At 46.8% G+C, this 19,553-nt stretch carries 11 protein-coding genes; 9 read left to right on the top strand and 2 right to left on the bottom strand.

The annotated features are described in order from the left end of the window. Positions 1-75 precede the first annotated feature (75 nt). Together KI742_RS03415 and KI742_RS03410 are read right to left on the bottom strand one after the other, a co-directional pair. A complete protein-coding gene (locus KI742_RS03415) occupies positions 76-1,821 on the bottom strand; it encodes a GGDEF domain-containing protein (RefSeq protein ID WP_025768422.1) in 1,746 nt (581 codons plus the stop codon). Between the two features lie 35 nt (positions 1,822-1,856). Then, positions 1,857-2,816 carry a TIGR01212 family radical SAM protein gene (locus KI742_RS03410; RefSeq protein ID WP_017633631.1) on the bottom strand — a complete coding sequence of 320 codons (960 nt, stop codon included), beginning with the start codon at positions 2,814-2,816 and terminating at the stop codon, positions 1,857-1,859. A 551-nt stretch (positions 2,817-3,367) separates the two neighbouring features. Here KI742_RS03410 and gltB (KI742_RS03405) point away from each other — a divergent pair. The 9 genes from gltB (KI742_RS03405) (at position 3,368) to KI742_RS03365 (ending at position 19,487) form a co-directional block, all read left to right on the top strand. Next, on the top strand, positions 3,368-7,918 hold the full coding sequence (gene gltB, locus KI742_RS03405; RefSeq protein WP_047102029.1) for a glutamate synthase large subunit: 4,551 nt from the start codon (positions 3,368-3,370) through the stop codon (positions 7,916-7,918). After that, a complete protein-coding gene (locus tag KI742_RS03400; RefSeq protein ID WP_138938955.1) occupies positions 7,918-9,387 on the top strand; it encodes a glutamate synthase subunit beta in 1,470 nt (489 codons plus the stop codon). The genes gltB (KI742_RS03405) and KI742_RS03400 overlap by 1 nt, the downstream gene beginning before the upstream one ends. A gap of 448 nt (positions 9,388-9,835) precedes the next feature. Then, positions 9,836-14,299 (top strand): glutamate synthase large subunit, encoded by a 4,464-nt coding sequence (gltB, locus tag KI742_RS03395; protein ID WP_285385158.1) that lies wholly within the window; start codon positions 9,836-9,838, stop codon positions 14,297-14,299. A gap of 20 nt (positions 14,300-14,319) precedes the next feature. Further along, entirely contained in the window at positions 14,320-15,732 is a 1,413-nt protein-coding gene (locus KI742_RS03390; protein ID WP_005381833.1) for an FAD-dependent oxidoreductase, read from the top strand. Positions 15,733-15,823: 91 nt separating this feature from the next. After that, positions 15,824-16,252, top strand: coding sequence for a DUF1499 domain-containing protein (locus tag KI742_RS03385; RefSeq protein WP_025768418.1), 429 nt, complete (start codon positions 15,824-15,826; stop codon positions 16,250-16,252). Positions 16,253-16,315: 63 nt separating this feature from the next. Further along, on the top strand, positions 16,316-17,011 hold the full coding sequence (gene mtnN, locus KI742_RS03380) for a 5'-methylthioadenosine/S-adenosylhomocysteine nucleosidase (protein WP_005381837.1): 696 nt from the start codon (positions 16,316-16,318) through the stop codon (positions 17,009-17,011). An 11-nt stretch (positions 17,012-17,022) separates the two neighbouring features. After that, positions 17,023-17,976, top strand: a complete 954-nt coding sequence (locus tag KI742_RS03375; protein ID WP_005381839.1) for a cobalamin biosynthesis family protein — start codon at positions 17,023-17,025, stop codon at positions 17,974-17,976. Continuing rightward, entirely contained in the window at positions 17,976-18,797 is an 822-nt protein-coding gene (gene btuF, locus KI742_RS03370; RefSeq protein WP_017633625.1) for a vitamin B12 ABC transporter substrate-binding protein BtuF, read from the top strand. Before KI742_RS03375 ends, btuF begins: the two co-directional genes overlap by 1 nt. A gap of 69 nt (positions 18,798-18,866) precedes the next feature. Continuing rightward, positions 18,867-19,487: a TRIC cation channel family protein gene (locus tag KI742_RS03365; protein WP_005387377.1), complete on the top strand. Its 621-nt coding sequence runs from the start codon at positions 18,867-18,869 to the stop codon at positions 19,485-19,487. Positions 19,488-19,553 lie beyond the last annotated feature (66 nt).

The raw sequence follows: 19,553 nt of genomic DNA, 5'->3' as shown, positions 1-19,553 counted from the left end.
TTCTGTAAGTTTAACGTGTTTAATACGGTGATTTAAACAATCAGCTATCAACTTAGAGCAAGCGGTCACAAAGCGTTAGCAAGAACTGGGGTGAATACAGGTGCGATTACGTCCATCAGCTTTAGCTTGATATAACGCACTGTCAGCCATAGCGATGCCCATTTCGGGTTCATCACCATGCTGAGGAATGTAAGAGACCAGACCGATACTGACGGTAAGGCGTTCAGATGCTTCTGAACTGTCGTGTTCCATATCAAGCTGTAGAATTTTCTCATGAATACGCTGCGCTACGTTGCGCGCACCTTCCGTGGTGGTATTCGGCAATATAAAACCAAACTCCTCGCCACCATAACGCGCAACACAATCCGAAGAACGATTGATGACTTGTGTAAACACGGTAGCGACACTGACTAACGCTTCATCACCTTGTTGGTGACCGTAGCAGTCGTTGTAATCTTTGAAAAAGTCGATGTCACATAACATGATGGTGAGCGGCAGCTTTTCTCTAGCATGGTGGTACCACAATACCTGCAGTTGTTCGTCGAAACGGCGTCGGTTCGATACTTGAGTTAAGCTATCCATAAAGCTCAATTTTTCTAACTCTAGGTTGGCTTTTTCCAACTTTTGTTCTGCAAGATAACGCTCAGAAATATCACGCGCCATGATCAGCACACCATTCGTTCCTGATGCTTTATCTTTAAAAGGCGATTTCACCACATCAAACCACGTACTTTTACCATCACTACTCACGACTTTATCTATGTATCGAACTGGCTCTAACTGGCGTAATGCTTCTAAGTCACTGTCTGCTAAGCGCGCGTACATCTCTTTAGGAATCACGTCTTGGAGGCGCTTACCTATCAAATCAGAAATTTTTGAAATGCCTAACGCCTTAACAAAAGGCTGATTACACGCTTGATAGACCATGTTCTCATTGAAAATACCAATAGAGTCCGGACTGGCATCCAGAATCGTTTGTAAGATAGTATCTCTTTGCGCTAGCGCCACCTCTGTATCTTTGCGACGCTCCATTTCATCTCGCAGATTCTGTTGCATCTTGTGCCATTCAGTCACGTCATGACTAATAGACAGCGTACCGATAAGCTCACCACTCGGCGAAACAAGAGAGTTTTGATTGACTTCCAATAAGCAACTTCGACCTTGTGGATCCGTTGTCCATTTACGTTCGCTCTTTCTGGTCATCTCACCCAAGGCCTTGGATGCGCAAGCTTCTTCCCTTCGCCCTTGCCAGAATTGATCAAATGCTCGATTGGTCGTTAACAGATTGCCTTGGCGGTCTTGGGTACAAATTAGCTCTGAAAGTGAGTCTAATGCCGAACGTGCGATGATTAATTGGGCAAGTTCTTGTTGCTGCTCTTGGTGAGTGGCTTGATATGGCTGAGCATAAAGAATCCAAACTCGATGATTGCGCAATAAACTCTTTCTGCCTGACAGCTCCACTTTAATAGATTCACTATCAGATAGTCGCCAGTCAAAAGCCTGCTGACGAAAATGACGACTAGAGAAGCGCTCGAGAAACTGCTCAAGCTCATGAATATCGAATAAAGCAGGATACAAATACCCCGTTCCCAAAGAGCGAATGCCTAATAACTGCATCGCAGCCTGGTTAGATAGCAAGAGCTGAGCATGGCTAGTGTCCACCACTATGACTGGATAGGGAGAATCCGTTACTAGTTGCTTAAGTGACGTCTGAAAGTGCAAATAGATCAGTGCTAACGCGCACACGCCTGCGATTAACAACAAGACGACATAGCCATAACCGCCTTGACCACCCCAAAGCCAATTGAGTAACTGATCCATCGTTTAAACCTTCAAAGAACACTGGTTAAAATATATCAGTTATTTATTGAGCGATCTGCTATTAATTCCGGTTTAGTATAGATAAAGGTATTCCCCGTAAGACTCCCTTGAGCACCATGAGCACTGAGATCTCGACCAATTTCCGTCATCGCTAGCCAACGGTTTTCACACCACAGAGGCGATAATAACGTGGGCCTCCTGGCTGCTGATGAAACGCGATGATAAATCACATCTGGTGGTGTCATACGAATCATTTCACTGGCGATCGCAACATATTCTTCTAATTCAGGGGCTTCTAGCTTTCCAGCACGCCAAGCTTTCGCCATGGTGCTACCTTCGACAATATGCAAGCCATGTAACTTGATGCCATCCGTTCCCACGGCCAACACTTTTTGCAGCGTTTCAATATTTTCGGCGCGGGTTTCTTTGGGTAAACCCACAATTAAGTGAGTACAAACCTTGATTCCGAGTGTTCGAGCACGCTTAGTGATTTCGGCATAACACTCAAAGTCATGACCACGATTGATACGTTTTAGGGTGTCATTGTTGGCGGTTTGAAGACCTAGTTCTAGCCAAATTTCATAACCTTGCTGTACATAGCCCGACAGTAAATCCAATACCGCATCAGGGACGCAATCAGGACGCGTCCCCACACAAAGACCAACCATGTCTGCAGCCTTTAGTGCTTCCTCATACATGTTTTTGAGAACTTGTACCTCGGCATAGGTACTGGTGTAGGCCTGAAAATAAGCGAGATATTTCTTCGCTCTGTGAATTTCACCTGCGCGATCTTTTAACTGTTCGTGAATGCTTTTTATCTGGACTTCTTCATCTGCAAACGAAGCCACATTGCAAAATGTACATCCTCCCCGCCCAATCGTGCCATCGCGGTTAGGGCAACTAAATCCACCGTGCAATGTTAACTTATGAACCTTTTCACCGTATCGACGCTGAAGATCTTGGCCGATTGTATTGACCAACTCATGTAACTGCATAAATTCTCACCAACAATAAATCGTAATCAATCTCACTACGATCTGTGTAAATAAATTACATCCCTGCAAGAAAAAACACACAATATTAATCAATTCAAACACCCATCATGCGGGTCAAAATCAATAAACTTGCATAATTAAAGACAAAAATCGTTCATGTTGCGTAAATGTTAAACTAAAAATGCATAATTAAACGAAAAAATTGGGTCACAACGCCGAGTTTTTCATTGCATTCTGAAGTGACAAAATTGTAGGATACTTACACAACCCCGTTATTTTTGTGACTTTTATTACAAAGCACACTGCGGGATTTGTCGGTGTTATCCCACTCCTACCTATATAAATCACTAGATAGTGATAATAAATAAAGGGATACCACCAAGGATTGTTTTTCTCGCAAAACTTTTCCTGCGAGATACGGAAAGGAATCAAGACCGGTCAACCTAGATCGGTGGCGATAATAAATATAAAGGACAAGACGTAATCAATAGTCTAGGTAGTATTTGCTGCCCGGTACTTTTGCGTCGACATTGAACTGGAAGGATGTATCTATGGTAGATAGAGAGCAAAATCCACAGGGTCTGTACACTCCGGAACTGGAGCATGACGCTTGTGGTATCGGTTTTGTTGCTCACCTTAAAAACCGTAAATCTCATGAAGTAGTGACTCAAGCATTGGATATGCTGGCTCGCATGGAACACCGTGGTGGTCAAGGTTGTGACCCATGCAGCGGTGATGGTGCGGGTATCTTGCTACAAAAACCTCATGAATTCCTATTAGAAGAAGCCGTTAAGCTAGGCATTAAACTGCCTTCGTTTGAAAAGTATGGTGTTGGTGTCGTTCTTTTCCCGAAAGACGAATACAAACGCGAGCAATGCCGTGACATTCTAGAACGTAACGCACAACGTCTAGATCTTGAAGTTATCGGCTACCGCGTATTGCCAACCGATAACTCAATGATTGGTGCAGACCCACTAAGCACAGAGCCTCAGTTTGAGCATGTGTTTATCTCTGGTGGCCCTGGCATCACACCTGAAGAACTAGAACGCAAACTGTACGTGCTTCGTAACTACACAGTACGTGTTTGCCTAGAAAGCGTTTCGAACATTGGTGACGACTTCTACATTAACTCCATGTCTTACAAGACATTGGTGTACAAAGGTCAGTTAACGACCGAGCAAGTACCTCAGTACTTCCTCGATCTGCAAAACCCGACCATGGTGACTGCACTGGCACTGGTACACTCTCGTTTCTCTACCAACACCTTCCCGAAATGGCGTCTTGCACAGCCTTTCCGTTACATTGCCCACAACGGCGAAATCAATACAGTTCGCGGTAACTTGAACTGGATGAAAGCCCGTGAAGCAATCCTAGAATCAGACCTGTTTACTCAGGCTGAAATCGACATGCTTCTTCCAATCTGTCAGGAAGGCAGCTCGGATTCATCTAACTTCGATATGGCACTTGAGCTCCTAGTTCTTTCTGGTCGCAGCCTGCCACACGCATTGATGATGATGATCCCGGAAGCATGGCAAGAAAACAAAAACATGGATCCTAAACGTCGCGCGTTCTATCAGTACCACGCGAACATCATGGAACCATGGGATGGCCCGGCTTCCGTATGTTTTACTGATGGTGTTCAAGTTGGTGCGACACTAGACCGTAACGGTTTGCGCCCTTCTCGCTACACAGTGACCAAAGATAACTTCCTAGTGATGGCATCTGAATCTGGTGTTGTGGATATTGAACCAGAGAACGTAGAGTTCCGTGGTCGTCTACAACCGGGTCGTATCTTCGTTGCAGACCTAGAGCAAGGTCGCATCATCTCCGATGAAGAAGTGAAAGACACCATCGCAACGGCACAGCCTTACGAGAAATGGGTAGAAGAAAACCTACTGAGCTTGAAGAAGCTGCCAGATGCGAGCAACCAGTTCAGCCAACCTAAGCCAGAACACCTTCTACACCGCCAACAAGCGTTTGGCGTAAGCACTGAAGAAGTGAACGAAATCATCGTTCCAATGGCGAATGACGCGAAAGAGCCATTATCAGCAATGGGTGCCGACTGGCCTCTTGCGGTTCTATCTCATCAGTCTCAACATCTTTCTAACTACTTCAAGCAGCTGTTCGCACAGGTAACCAACCCACCGATCGACCCGATCCGTGAGCGTATGGTTATGTCGCTGAACACTTACTTGGGTAAAGACCAAAACCTTCTGACTGAAACACCACTTCACTGTCAGAAAGTCGAATTAGAATCGCCTGTTCTAGCCAACTCTGAGCTTGAAAAATTGCGTGCGATCGATAACGAGCACCTACAAGCGAAAACGTTGGATATCGTATTCCAAGCTAGTGAAGATCAAGGCAAACTTGAGCGTGCATTAAAACGTATCTGCCAATACGCAGAAGACGCGGTTATCGATGGTTATTCAATCATCCTACTCACTGACCGCGCAGTGAATTCAAACCACGCGGCGATCCCAGCAATGCTGGCAGTTGGCGCAGTACACCACCACTTGATCCGTAAAGGTCTACGTGCGAAGTGTGACATCGTGGTTGAAACTGGTGACGCGCGTGAAACGCACCACTTTGCAACGCTACTTGGTTACGGTGCGAATGCGGTTAACCCTTACCTAGTGATTGAAACCATCATTGAACTTCAACGTACCAAGAAGTTGGATCCAGAAGCGAACCCTCGTGATCTGTTCAACAACTACCGTAAAGCGATCAATGGCGGTCTTCTGAAGATCTTCTCGAAGATGGGTATCTCAACGCTACAGTCGTACCATGGTGCGCAAATCTTCGAAGCCTTGGGCATCCATAAATCCGTGGTAGACAAATACTTCACAGGTACAGTTTCTCGTATCCAAGGTCTAACCCTTGATGATATCGCCAAAGAAGTGCTGATCCGTCACCGCATCGGTTACCCACAACGCGAAATCCCAATTCAAATGCTGGATGTTGGTGGTGTTTACCAATGGAAACAGCGTGGTGAGAAGCACCTATTCAACCCAGAAACCATTTCTCTACTGCAAGAGTCTACGCGCAACAAGAACTACGATCAGTTCAAGCAGTACGCGACAGCCGTAGATAAACAAGGTGACAACGCAGTAACTCTGCGTAGCCAGCTAGAATTCATTAAGAACCCAGCAGGTTCTATCTCTATCGACGAAGTCGAACCAATTGAAAGCATCGTGAAACGCTTCGCGACGGGCGCTATGTCATTCGGTTCTATTTCTTACGAAGCACACTCCACACTAGCTGTTGCGATGAACCGTCTTGGCGCGAAATCGAACTCTGGTGAAGGTGGTGAAGACCCAATGCGTTTCGAGCGCAAAGAGAACGGCGATTGGGAACGCTCTGCAATCAAGCAGGTGGCTTCAGGTCGTTTCGGCGTAACCTCTTACTACCTAACTAACGCTGAAGAGCTGCAAATCAAAATGGCTCAAGGTGCGAAGCCAGGTGAAGGTGGTCAGCTACCAGGCGATAAAGTAGATGACTGGATCGGTGCAACGCGTCACTCGACTCCGGGCGTTGGCCTTATCTCTCCACCACCACACCACGATATCTACTCAATCGAAGATTTGGCTCAGCTTATCTACGACTTGAAGAACGCGAACCGCGCAGGCCGTGTAAACGTGAAGCTGGTATCAGAAGCAGGCGTAGGTACGATCGCTTCTGGTGTAGCGAAAGCGAAAGCGGACGTTGTACTAATCGCAGGTTTCGACGGCGGTACAGGTGCATCACCAATGTCTTCAATCCGCCATACAGGTCTTCCTTGGGAACTTGGCTTGGCAGAAACGCACCAAACGCTACTGAAGAACGGTCTACGTAACCGTATCGTGGTTCAAGCGGATGGTCAGATGAAGACACCTCGCGACCTTGCAGTGGCAACACTACTCGGTGCAGAAGAATGGGGCGTGGCAACCGCAGCATTGGTGGTTGAAGGTTGTATTATGATGCGTAAGTGTCATAAGAACACCTGTCCTGTTGGTATCGCGACTCAAAATAAGACACTTCGCGAGCGCTTTGATGGCCGCGTAGAAGACGTCGTAACCTTCTTCCAATACATGGCACAAGGTCTACGTGAAATCATGGCTGAACTTGGCTTCCGCACTATCGATGAGATGGTCGGTCAAGGTCAGAAGCTGAAGATTCGCCAAGACGTTTCTCACTGGAAATACAAGAACCTAGATCTGTCTCCTGTTCTTCACGTTGAGCAACCACGTGAAGCTGATGGTGTATTCAACCAAGCTCAGCAGAACCACAACTTAGAAGAAGTGCTAGACCGTAAGCTGATTCAAGCAGCGATTCCTGCACTCGAGAAAGGCGAAGCGGTGAATGCCGAGTTCCCTATCGTTAACACGGACCGCTCTGCAGGTACCATGTTGTCGAACGAAATCTCGAAAGTGTACAAAGATGCCGGTCTACCTCAGCCAATGAACGTGAAGTTCAAAGGTTCTGCGGGTCAGTCATTCGGCGCATTCCTAGCTAAGGGCGTGAAGTTCGAAGTAGAAGGCGACGCGAACGACTACTGGGGTAAAGGCTTATCTGGCGGTACCTTAGTACTTTACCCAGATGCAAAATCAAGTATTGTCGCGGAAGACAACATCGTGGTTGGTAACGTGTGTTTCTACGGTGCAACTTCGGGTGAGTCTTTCATTCGCGGTATGGCTGGTGAACGTTTCTGTGTTCGTAACTCAGGCGCGAAAGTAGTAGTAGAAGGCGTCGGTGACCACGGTTGTGAATACATGACTGGCGGTGCAGCCATCATCCTTGGTTCAACAGGTCGTAACTTTGCCGCTGGTATGAGTGGCGGCGTGGCTTACGTATGGGATAAATCAGGTGACTTTGAGTCAAAACTGAACCCAGAGCTAGTAGACCTAGATCCAATCGAGCAAGAAGACAGAGATCTATTACTCGACATGCTAACTAAGCATGTTCAATTCACAGGAAGTGAAGTCGCTCAGTCTTTCCTAGACAACTTTGAAGCAAGCCTAGCCTCTATGGTTAAGGTAATGCCGCGTGACTACAAAGCGGTTCTTCAAAAGCGTAAAGCTGAAGCACAGTCTCAAGGAAACGAAACTCAAGTGGAGGCCGTATAATGGGTAAGCCTACTGGATTTTTAGAGCATGGTCGTGAACTACCACAGAAGATCGACCCAGCTGAACGCATCAAGAACAACAAAGAGTTCGTTCTGAACGAGGAGTTTGGTGACAAGATCAATACTCAGGCTTCTCGTTGTATGGATTGCGGTGTGCCGTTTTGTCATAACGGCTGCCCTATCGGTAACATCATCCCAGAGTTTAACGATGCGGTTTATCGTGATAGCTGGGAAGAAGCTTGGAACATCCTAAGCTCGACGAACAACTTCCCAGAGTTTACTGGTCGTGTTTGCCCTGCTCCATGTGAAAGTGCTTGTGTTCTTGGTATCAACCAAGACCCAATCACTATCTGTAATATCGAAAAAACTATCGTAGAAACGGCGTATCGTGAAGGGTACGCCAAACCAAAAACACCACGTTCTCGCACTGGTAAAACGGTGGCGATCATTGGTTCTGGACCTGCTGGTCTTGCGGCTGCTGAGCAGCTAAACAGCGCAGGCCATACCGTGACAGTATTCGAGCGAGACGAGAAAGTGGGCGGTCTGCTACGTTTTGGTATCCCAGACTTTAAACTGAGCATGGAAGTCATTGATCGCAAGATCAATCTAATGGCAGAAGCTGGCATTGAGTTTAAAGTAAACCAACACGTCGGTGTTGATGTAAATGCTCAGCAACTGCGTCAAGAATTCGATGTGGTTCTACTGACGGGAGGCTCAACAGTTCCACGTGATTTGCCAGTTCCGGGTCGTGAGCTCAAAGGCGTTCACTTCGCAATGGAATTCCTAGGTCAAAACAACCGCCGTGCAAATAACATGGACCTGAAAACGGAAGAGATTCACGCAAAAGGTAAACATGTGGTTGTCATCGGTGGTGGTGATACCGGTTCAGACTGTGTAGGTACGTCAAACCGTCACGGCGCAGCAAGCGTAACTCAAGTGGAAATCATGCCGATTCCACCAGAGAAGCGCCCAGCCAATATGCCTTGGCCTCAATACCCAATGATCCTACGTACTTCGACCTCTCATGAAGAAGGTGTCGATCGTCACTGGAACATCCTGACCAAAGAGTTCATCGGAAATGACAAAGGTGAAGTCACAGGCCTTCGTCTTGCTGATATCGTTTGGCAAGATGCAAAACCAGGCGAGCGCCCAAGCTTCAAAGAAGTAGAAGGCAGCGAGCGTGTGATTCCATGTGATATGGCATTTCTAGCGATGGGCTTCCTACACCCTGAACCAACAGGCGTACTTGCTCAACTGGATATCGCACTAGACGATCGCGGTAACGTAGCAACTCAAGATTTTGCTACTAACCAAGAAGGCGTATTTGCTGCTGGTGATATGCGAACAGGCCAATCTTTGGTGGTTCGTTGTATCAATGAAGGCCGCGAATGTGCCCGTGCTATCGATGATTACCTAATGGGTGGCACAAACCTAGAAGCAAAAGCAGATTCACTGATGCTTTCTGCTTAACGAAGCAGTCATGCTTCTCTCTTTCAATTGCCTAATAGCCATCAGCAATATCGATGGCTATCGGTGAAGAAAGAAAACAATTCCTTCCAATCTTTCTATTTTGACCAGCATTTTATGCTGGTCTTTTTTATCTCCCACAGAATCAAATGTTACTTTTTTGTAACAATCAATTTTCTATCTATTTGAAATTATTAAACTATTTTAGCTTATTAAATGGTAAATCGTATATTCACGTGATGATCCACTAATAACTTGACCTTTTTTACAATAAGCTATAGCTTGTGAAGTTGATGAAAATAAAACACTCAAAAAATGTTAAATATTTCACAACTTTTACTGAATAATTATACATAAAGCTATAAAGATGACGCATAGTTAGTCATCGATATCAACGTAAGCAGTGTTGATATATCTGTCGGGATGACGGATAAGCAAAGGGAGAATTGCAATGGCTCTTTATGATCCAAGTCTTGAGAAAGACAACTGTGGATTTGGCTTGATCGCGCATATGGAAGGCGAACAAAGCCACAAGCTGGTACGTACAGCAATTTCTGCACTTGACCGCATGACTCACCGTGGTGGTATCGCCGCCGATGGTAAAACTGGTGATGGTTGTGGTCTTCTATTACAAAAGCCCGATTCCTATTTACGTCTTATTGCCGAAGAAAATGGTTTCAACCTTGGCAAGCAATACGCCGTAGGGATGATTTTCTTCAACCAAGATCCAGTCAAAGCTCAACTCGCTAAAGACATCGTCAACAAAGAACTGGCGCAAGAGACGCTAACTGTGGCTGGTTGGCGTGAAGTACCAACTAATTCAGAAGTACTCGGTCCAATTGCGGCCAACTCGCTTCCAAATATTCAGCAAGTCTTTGTCTCTGCACCGGCAGGTTGGCGCGAACGCGACATTGAACGTCGTCTCTACATCGCACGCCGTCGCATCGAGAAACAAATCACCGAAGATCCGGATTTCTACATCTGTAGCTTGTCGACTCAAGTTTTGGTGTACAAAGGCCTATGCATGCCTGCAGACTTACCGCGCTTTTATCTTGATCTAGCCGATCTACGTATGGAATCTGCTATCTGTCTGTTCCACCAGCGTTTCTCTACCAACACTCAACCGCGTTGGCCATTAGCTCAACCGTTCCGCTACCTTGCTCATAATGGTGAGATCAATACCATTGAAGGTAACCGACAATGGGCACGCGCTCGTGCTTATAAGTTCTCGTCACCACTGCTGCCTGACCTACAAACTGCAGCACCGTTTGTGAACGAGACAGGATCAGACTCGTCTAGCTTAGATAATATGCTAGATCTCTTTTTAGCTGGCGGCATGGATATCTTCCGTGCCATGCGTATGCTTGTGCCGCCAGCATGGCAAAACCACCCTGACATGGATCCGGATTTGCGTGCGTTTTACGATTTCAACTCCAAACACATGGAACCATGGGATGGTCCAGCAGGTATCGTACTGTCCGATGGTCGTTATGCTGCTTGTAACCTAGACCGAAACGGTCTGCGTCCAGCTCGTTATGTAATTACCAAAGACAAGTTGATCACTCTGGCATCTGAGGTAGGGATTTGGAATTACGCCCCAGATGAAGTTGCCAAAAAAGGTCGTGTAGGTCCGGGGGAATTGCTCGTCATCGACACTCGTAAAGGTAAGCTTTGGCAGTCTAGCGAGATCGATAATGACCTGAAATCTCGTCACCCTTATCGCGAATGGATGGAGAACAACGTTCGCAAACTAACACCGTTCTCTCAGCTGCCTGAAGATCAAGTAGGTGAGCGTAGCTTTGATGAAGACTTGCTTAAGACTTATCAAAAGCAGTTTGCCATGAGCAATGAAGAAGTCGATCAAGTATTGCGTGTCCTCGGTGATATGGGGCAAGAAGCCGTCGGTTCGATGGGTGATGACACCCCGATGGCGGTTCTTTCTTCGAAAGAGCGCTTGGTGACTGATTACTTCCGTCAGAAGTTCGCGCAGGTCACCAACCCACCAATCGATCCGCTGCGTGAGAAACACGTCATGTCGCTAGCGACCAGCATCGGCCAGGAGATGAATGTCTTCTGTGAAACCGATGGCCACGCGCATCGTGTAACCTTTGATTCTCCAGTACTGCTCTATTCAGACATGCAGCAACTACTAGAGCTGAGTGACGATCATTACCGTAATACCATTCTCGATATCAACTACGACCCACAACAAAAAGATCTTAAACAAGCCATTAATGATCTGTGTGAGCAAGCAGAGCAAGTCGTTCGTGAAGGCACGGTTTTAGTGGTGCTTTCGGACAGAGCCTTGGTCAAAGGTAAGTTGCCAATTCCGGCAGCAATGGCAGTCGGCGCCGTTCAAACTCGTCTGATTGACGCGAACTTGCGTTGCGATGCCAACATTGTTGTCGAAACCGCAACAGCCCGTGATCCACACCAATTTGCTGTCTTGCTTGGCTTTGGTGCTACTGCGGTTTACCCATACCTTGCTTATGAAGCGTTAGGTAAACTGATTGATGATAAAGCACTAGAGAAAGACTACCGCGATGTGATGCAAAACTACCAATACGGCATCAACAAAGGCCTGTACAAGATCATTTCGAAAATGGGGATCTCAACCATCGCCTCTTACCGCTGCTCACAACTGTTTGAAGCAGTTGGCTTGAGCCAAGATGTGGTCGATCTGTGTTTTAAAGGCGTCACAACTCGAATTGAAGGCGCGAATTTTGACGACTTCCAGCAAGATCTTACAAACTTATCTCGTAAAGCATGGGCGAAACGCAAATCGATTGATCATGGCGGCTTGTTAAAGTACGTCCATGGAGGTGAATATCATGCTTACAACCCGGATGTCGTCGGCACGCTGCAACAGGCCGTTAAATCTGGCGAAAGTAACGACTATCAGAGCTTTGCTAAGCAGGTAAACCAACGCCCTGTTGCCATGCTGCGTGACTTAATGTCGCTGAAAAAATCAGACTCACCGCTGCCACTTGAGCAAATAGAACCACGCACTGAACTGTTCAAACGCTTTGACTCTGCGGCAATGTCCATTGGCGCACTTAGCCCAGAAGCGCATGAAGCACTTGCAACGGCGATGAACCGTCTTGGTGGTTACTCTAACTCGGGTGAAGGCGGTGAAGACCCTCGCCGCTTCGGTACTGAGCGTAACTCACGTATCAAACAGATTGCTTCTGGCCGATTTGGTGTAACGCCGCATTACCTGACTAATGCGGATGTACTGCAAATCAAGGTGGCACAAGGTGCGAAACCGGGTGAAGGTGGACAGCTACCAGGACACAAAGTCACCGCAGAAATCGCAAAACTGCGTTATTCGGTACAAGGCGTGACTCTGATCTCCCCTCCTCCGCACCACGATATCTATTCGATTGAAGATTTGGCCCAGCTGATCTTCGACCTTAAACAAGTCAACCCGAATGCGCTGGTTTCGGTAAAACTCGTCTCCGAGCCAGGTGTCGGCACCATCGCAACGGGCGTAGCCAAGGCTTACGCTGATCTTATTACCATTTCGGGTTACGACGGTGGTACCGCAGCAAGCCCATTAACTTCGGTAAAATACGCTGGTAGCCCTTGGGAGTTGGGGTTGGCAGAGACACAACAAGCTCTGGTTGCTAATGGTCTGCGTCATAAGATCCGCTTACAGGTAGACGGTGGTCTAAAGACTGGTTTAGACGTAGTTAAAGCCGCAATTTTAGGTGCAGAAAGCTTCGGTTTTGGTACTGCGCCAATGGTCGCTATGGGTTGTAAGTTCCTACGAATTTGTCACCTCAACAACTGTGCAACTGGGGTTGCGACTCAAGACGAGACACTGCGTAAAGAATACTTCAAAGGTCTACCAGAAATGGTGATGAATTACTTCATCGGCTTGGCAGACGAAGTGCGTGGATTACTCGCCGAACTTGGCGTTGAAAAGCTGACGGACTTGATTGGTCGTACCGATTTACTTGAGGCAGTAGAGGGATTTACAGCGAAACAGACCAAGCTGGATCTATCCAATATTCTAGAAGCTCCAGTATCACCTGAGGGTCATCCGCTATTTTGGACAGAGCCAAACAAACCGTTTGATAAAGCTGAGCTCAACCAAAAGATCGTTGATGATGCCATGCATGCGGCCGAAAACAGTCAATCGGCAAGTTTCTTCTACAATGTCATCAACACTGATCGTTCTGTTGGTGCACGCTTATCTGGCGAAATAGCAAAACGCTATGGCAACCAAGGATTGGCGGCTTCCCCTATCAAAATCTATCTTGACGGCACCGCAGGTCAGTCCTTTGGTGTTTGGAACGCAGGTGGTGTAGAGCTTTACCTCACGGGCGATGCGAACGACTACGTGGGAAAAGGCATGGCGGGTGGTAAAGTGGTTATCAAACCTCACCTTGGCACTGCATTTAAGTGTAATGAAGCAACCATCATTGGTAACACCTGTCTGTACGGCGCGACCGGCGGTAAACTATTTGCAGCCGGTAAAGCAGGTGAGCGTTTCGGCGTACGAAACTCAGGTACGATAGCCGTCATTGAAGGTGCTGGCGATAACGCTTGTGAGTACATGACTGGCGGTATTGTTGCCATTCTTGGTGCGACAGGTGTGAACTTTGGCGCGGGTATGACTGGAGGCTTTGCCTATGTTCTGGATGAGAACCAAAGCTTTGAAGGTCGAGTTAATACTGAGTCTGTCGAAGCCATCTCATTGTCCGATCTTTACATCCACCAAGAACATTTGCGTGGCCTAATTGCGGAACACCTTGAAGAAACAGGGTCGAGTCATGCTGAAAATATTTTGGCGAACTTTGATGAATGGATTCCAAAGTTCTATTTGGTGAAACCACAAGCGGCAGATCTTCGCACGCTACTTGGTCACCAGAGCCGCAGTGCCGCAGAGCTGCGTGTTCAAGCACAGTAATCATGGAGGATGTTTGAATCATGAGCCAGAACGTTTATCAATTTATCGATGTGCAGCGTGTAGATCCTGCGAAAAAGCCTATCAAAGTTCGTAAGATCGAGTTCGTTGAAATCTATGAACCGTTCACTAAACAACAGGCGACTGCACAAGCGGATCGCTGCTTAGATTGTGGCAACCCATATTGTGAATGGAAATGCCCAGTCCACAACTACATCCCTCAATGGTTAAAACTTGCCAATGAAGGTCGTATTCTTGAAGCGGTTGAACTATCGCATCAAACCAACAGCCTACCGGAAGTATGTGGGCGCGTTTGTCCTCAAGACCGCCTATGTGAAGGTTCATGCACGCTTAATGATGACTTTGGTGCCGTCACCATCGGTAACATAGAAAAGTACATTACCGACAAAGCGTTTGAAATGGGCTGGAAGCCAGATATGTCCAAGGTGGAGTGGACCGATAAAAAGGTCGCAATCATTGGAGCAGGCCCAGCTGGCTTGGCTGCCGCAGATATCCTAGTGCGCAATGGCGTTAAGCCCGTCGTGTTTGACCGCTACCCTGAAATTGGAGGCCTTCTGACCTTCGGCATTCCTTCATTCAAGCTTGAAAAAGGCGTGATGGAAAACCGCCGCCGTGTGTTCACTGAAATGGGCGTCGAGTTCCGCATGAACATGGAAGTAGGCAAAGATGTCCAAATGCAAGAGCTACTTGATGAATACGATGCTGTTTTCTTGGGCGTTGGCACCTATAAATACATGCGTGCAGGTCTAGATAATGAAGATGCGCCGGGTGTGTATGACGCGCTGCCATTTTTAGTTTCGAACACCTACAAAGTCATGGATCTTGAGAGTAACCAACCCTTTATCGATATGGCAGGAAAGAAAGTCGTCGTACTGGGTGGTGGTGATACAGCAATGGACTGCGTTCGTACCTCAATTCGCCAAGGTGCCTCCAACGTAGTTTGTGCTTATCGTCGTGATGAGGCCAACATGCCAGGCTCTCGTCGCGAGGTAAAAAACGCAAAGGAAGAAGGCGTGAAGTTCATGTTCAACCTTCAGCCTTTGGGAGTGGAAGTGGATGCGTCAGGCAAAGTCTCGGGGGTCAAAGTGGTGAAAACCGCACTTGGTGAACCTGATGAAGCGGGTCGCCGACGTCCAGAGCCCGTTGAAGGCAGCGAGCACGTTCTACCAGCAGACGTCGTTATCATGGCGTTTGGTTTCCAGCCGCACAAAATGGACTGGTTAGCACCGTTTGATGTCGATTTGGATCAATGGGGTCGTATCAAAGCCCCAGCGAAGCAAGAGTTCCAGTTCCAGACCAGCAACGAAAAGATCTTCGCGGGTGGCGATGCGGTACGAGGTTCTGATCTTGTCGTAACCGCAATTGATGAAGGGCGAAAAGCGGCAGAAGGCATTCTCGATTACCTCGAAGTTTAATCTCAGCTAACCTCACAAAAAGGGTCCTGTTATTGGATCCTTTTTCTTTTGTATCCATATAATTAGAAACAAAATTATAAGAGTAAATACAATGAAAAAAGCCGCTCTCCTTTCCATTACTTTGCTCGGCTTAACTGCTTGTAGCCAAGGAGTCACAACCATGACGGATCGTTCTCAATCACCTTGTGGTGACAAACCAAACTGCGTCTCCACCCAAGACACGCGAGAAAAATACAACCTAACGCCATTCATCTTAGTGGATTCAGCGAACATCGACGCTATTGAGCAAGTTGCGCTTGAACTGCCAGGCGCGAAAACCGCGGTGAAAGAAAGCAACTACCTTCGTATCGAGTGCACATCTAAAATCATGCGCTTCGTGGATGACCTCGAACTAAAAATAGCAGGAGACCAACTGATTGTGCGCTCGGAATCTCGTGTGGGCTACTCTGACTTTGGCGTAAACAGAAAGCGCGCCGATCAATTACGAGAAAAGCTCACTCAAGCGAAGCTCATCAAATAGAAAACTGCCAACGGGGAGTGCTATACTCTCGGCCAACTAAAATATTTACTTAAAGAGAGTGTTATGAAAGTTGGTATCATCGGTGCGATGGAACAAGAAGTGACCATCCTGAAGCAAGCAATTACAAACTGCAAAACTGTAAATAAAGCAGGTTGTACGTTTTTCTCTGGTCAAATTAACGATGTTGAAGTCGTCGTACTACAATCGGGCATCGGTAAAGTTGCAGCGGCAGTGGGCACGACAATCCTTCTTGATGAATACCAACCAGACGTTGTGATTAACACAGGCTCTGCTGGCGGTTTCGATTCAAGCTTAAACCTTGGCGATGTAGTTATCTCTACAGAAGTTCGTCATCACGATGCAGACGTAACCGCTTTTGGTTATGAAATTGGCCAAATGGCCGGTCAACCAGCTGCATTCAAAGCGGATGACAAGCTAATGGACTTAGCAGAAAAAGCCCTAGCACAAATGGAAAACACTCATGCGGTTCGCGGCCTAATTTGTACTGGCGATGCGTTTGTTTGTACTGCTGAGCGTCAAGAGTTTATTCGTAAACACTTTCCGTCTGTTATCGCTGTAGAAATGGAAGCATCTGCTATCGCTCAAACTTGTCACCAATTCAACACACCGTTTGTTGTTGTGCGTGCAATCTCTGATGTCGCTGATAAAGAATCACCAATGAGCTTTGATGAGTTCCTACCTCTAGCAGCAAAAAGCTCTTCCGAAATGGTATTCAAAATGCTGGAACTCATTAAGTAAACGACTCATTCATGGAAGAAGTTTTTCAGTCATTTTATGCCAACGGTGCGCTCCTTATAATGTGGGGCGCACTGATCTTGCACCTTCTAGTGCCAATCCCCCATTCAGCGCACCCCATCACTTTATGGCGAAAGCTAGCAGAACAGCTAGCCAACAAAGTGAACAATAATCACAATTACTCACAGAGTGTAATCTCAGGCAGTCTTGCACTAGGCTTGATGCTGTTTCCTTGCTTGATATTACTGATTGCAGTAAAGCCATTTGTTTGGCAAATCCCTTTATATGAACTGGTTCTATTGATCATTGCGCTAGACTGGCGCAACAGCGAAACGTTAACGAAACAGCTCGTCACAAGTATCTCTTCGGAAGACAAAGCTCAGTGTCGAGCATTACTGAGACCATATCTTAATCGCGATACTGGTAGCCTCTCGATCGTTGGCATAGGTAAAGCTGGCTCAGAAACCCTGATTATGGGATACAGCCGCAACGTGATCGGCGTGCTATTTTGGTACGCACTAACAGGTGGTATTGGTGCGTTAATGTATCGACTCACAACAGAATTAGCGCGAGTGTGGTCCCCTAGCCGACGCCAATATTTGCCCTTTGGTAAACCTGTGATTCAACTGGTTGCTACTCTGGATATTATTCCACTTCGTCTCTTTGCCATACTTTTAGCTGCCGGAAAGAATACAAGTAATGTGCTCTCTGGAATACAACAGCAAGCGAAGTCTTGGCCCTTACCAGGACCTAGCTGGGTGTTATGTACTATCGGACACAAACTACAACTGTCTTTATGCGGCCCTGCTATCTATCAAGGTGTGCGTGCAGAGCGCGCAAAAATCGGTGGGCGCATTGCGCCATCGGCTATTCACCTTTCACAAATACATACGCTGCTCGTTTGGCGCGTCCTGGCTTGGATCGCAATCCAAAGTTTGCTTTTAGGAATAATTTATCAAGGATTATGATGAATAAATTATGCTTCGCATTAACGCTGTTTGTTTCGACAGCGACCTTCGCTCAACCCGCTCAACGCATTATAAGTTTAGCTCCACATGCCACCGAAATTGCCTTTGCAGCAGGGCTAGGAGAGCAGCTTGTTGCTGTCAGCGAAATGAGCGATTATCCAGAACAGGCAAAGCAGCTAGAAAGAGTCTCAAATTATCAAGGAATTAAATTAGAGCGCATTATTGCTCTTCAGCCGGACTTAGTGATTGCTTGGCCAGCCGGAAACCCCGCTAAAGAGTTGGAGAAAATTAAACAGTTCGGTATTCCTATCTATTACTCCACTACAGGTTCATTAGAAGATATCGCCAATAATATTGAGCAACTCAGCCAATACAGCGAAACTCCACAAGTAGGAAAAAAGGCCGCTGAAGATTTTAGAACGCAGCTGAGTACACTAAAAGAACAGTACAACACGAACGAGAAAGTTAGTTACTTTTATCAGTTGAGTGAAAAGCCTATCATCACTGTCGCTGGAAAGAACTGGCCAAGTGAAGTCTTTACTTTTTGCGGTGGTGAGAACATTTTCGCCGCATCCAGCGCGCCTTATCCTCAAGTTAGCATCGAGCAAGTCATTACTCGCCAGCCAGAGGTTATTTTTACTTCTCGTCACGCAATGAGTAACGATGGTATGTGGGCTGAGTGGAGTAATGAGCTTCTTGCTCTTAAAAACAAACACATCTGGTCCCTAAACTCTGATTGGATTAACCGTCCGACACCACGCACATTGAACGCGATCAAGGAAGTGTGTGAGCACTTTAAAAGCGTTCGTCAAAAACGCTAACGATTTCGTGGCAAATACCGTACAATTTCCGCCCATTTTTTCTCACACTATTTAAAGGTACTAAGTAACATGGACTCCATGCTGCTTTATATGATCGATTTGTTCGGTACCGCTGTTTTCGCTATCTCTGGCGTATTACTGGCGGGCCGTTTAAAAATGGATCCATTCGGCGTTATCGTGCTCGGCAGTGTGACTGCTATAGGTGGCGGAACAATCCGAGACATGGCGCTTGGTGCCACTCCCGTATTTTGGATAACAGATACGACTTACTTATGGGTGATATTTGTTACGTGTCTACTAACCATGCTTGTTATTCGAAGACCCAAGCGACTCTCATGGTGGGTATTACCCGTTTGTGATGCCATCGGTCTCGCTGTATTTGTGGGAATAGGAGTAGAAAAGGCACTCGCCTACAATGCATCTGGGATGGTCGCGGTGATAATGGGGGTTATTACTGGCTGTGGCGGTGGCATTATACGAGACGTGCTGGCTCGCGAAGTTCCTATGGTATTAAGAAGTGAAGTCTATGCTACGGCATGTATTATTGGCGGCATCTTCCATACGATGGCGGTAAACATGGGTTATGACCACTCAACGGCTTTACTCGCTGGTGTAATCTCAACGCTCATTATACGTCTCGGTGCGATTCGTTGGCATCTATCCCTGCCAACTTTCGCCATTAACCGTTAAACACCAACAACATCACTCATTATGGAGTCGACCAAGTGTCGGCTCCTCTCATTTATGCTCATTTGA

Origin of the sequence: Vibrio sp. D417a, assembly GCF_030248595.1 — a bacterium.
Taxonomy (GTDB): Bacteria; Pseudomonadota; Gammaproteobacteria; order Enterobacterales; family Vibrionaceae; genus Vibrio; species Vibrio alginolyticus.
Note: the sequence above shows the minus strand (reverse complement) of the source record. Positions and strands in the feature narration are given on the sequence as shown.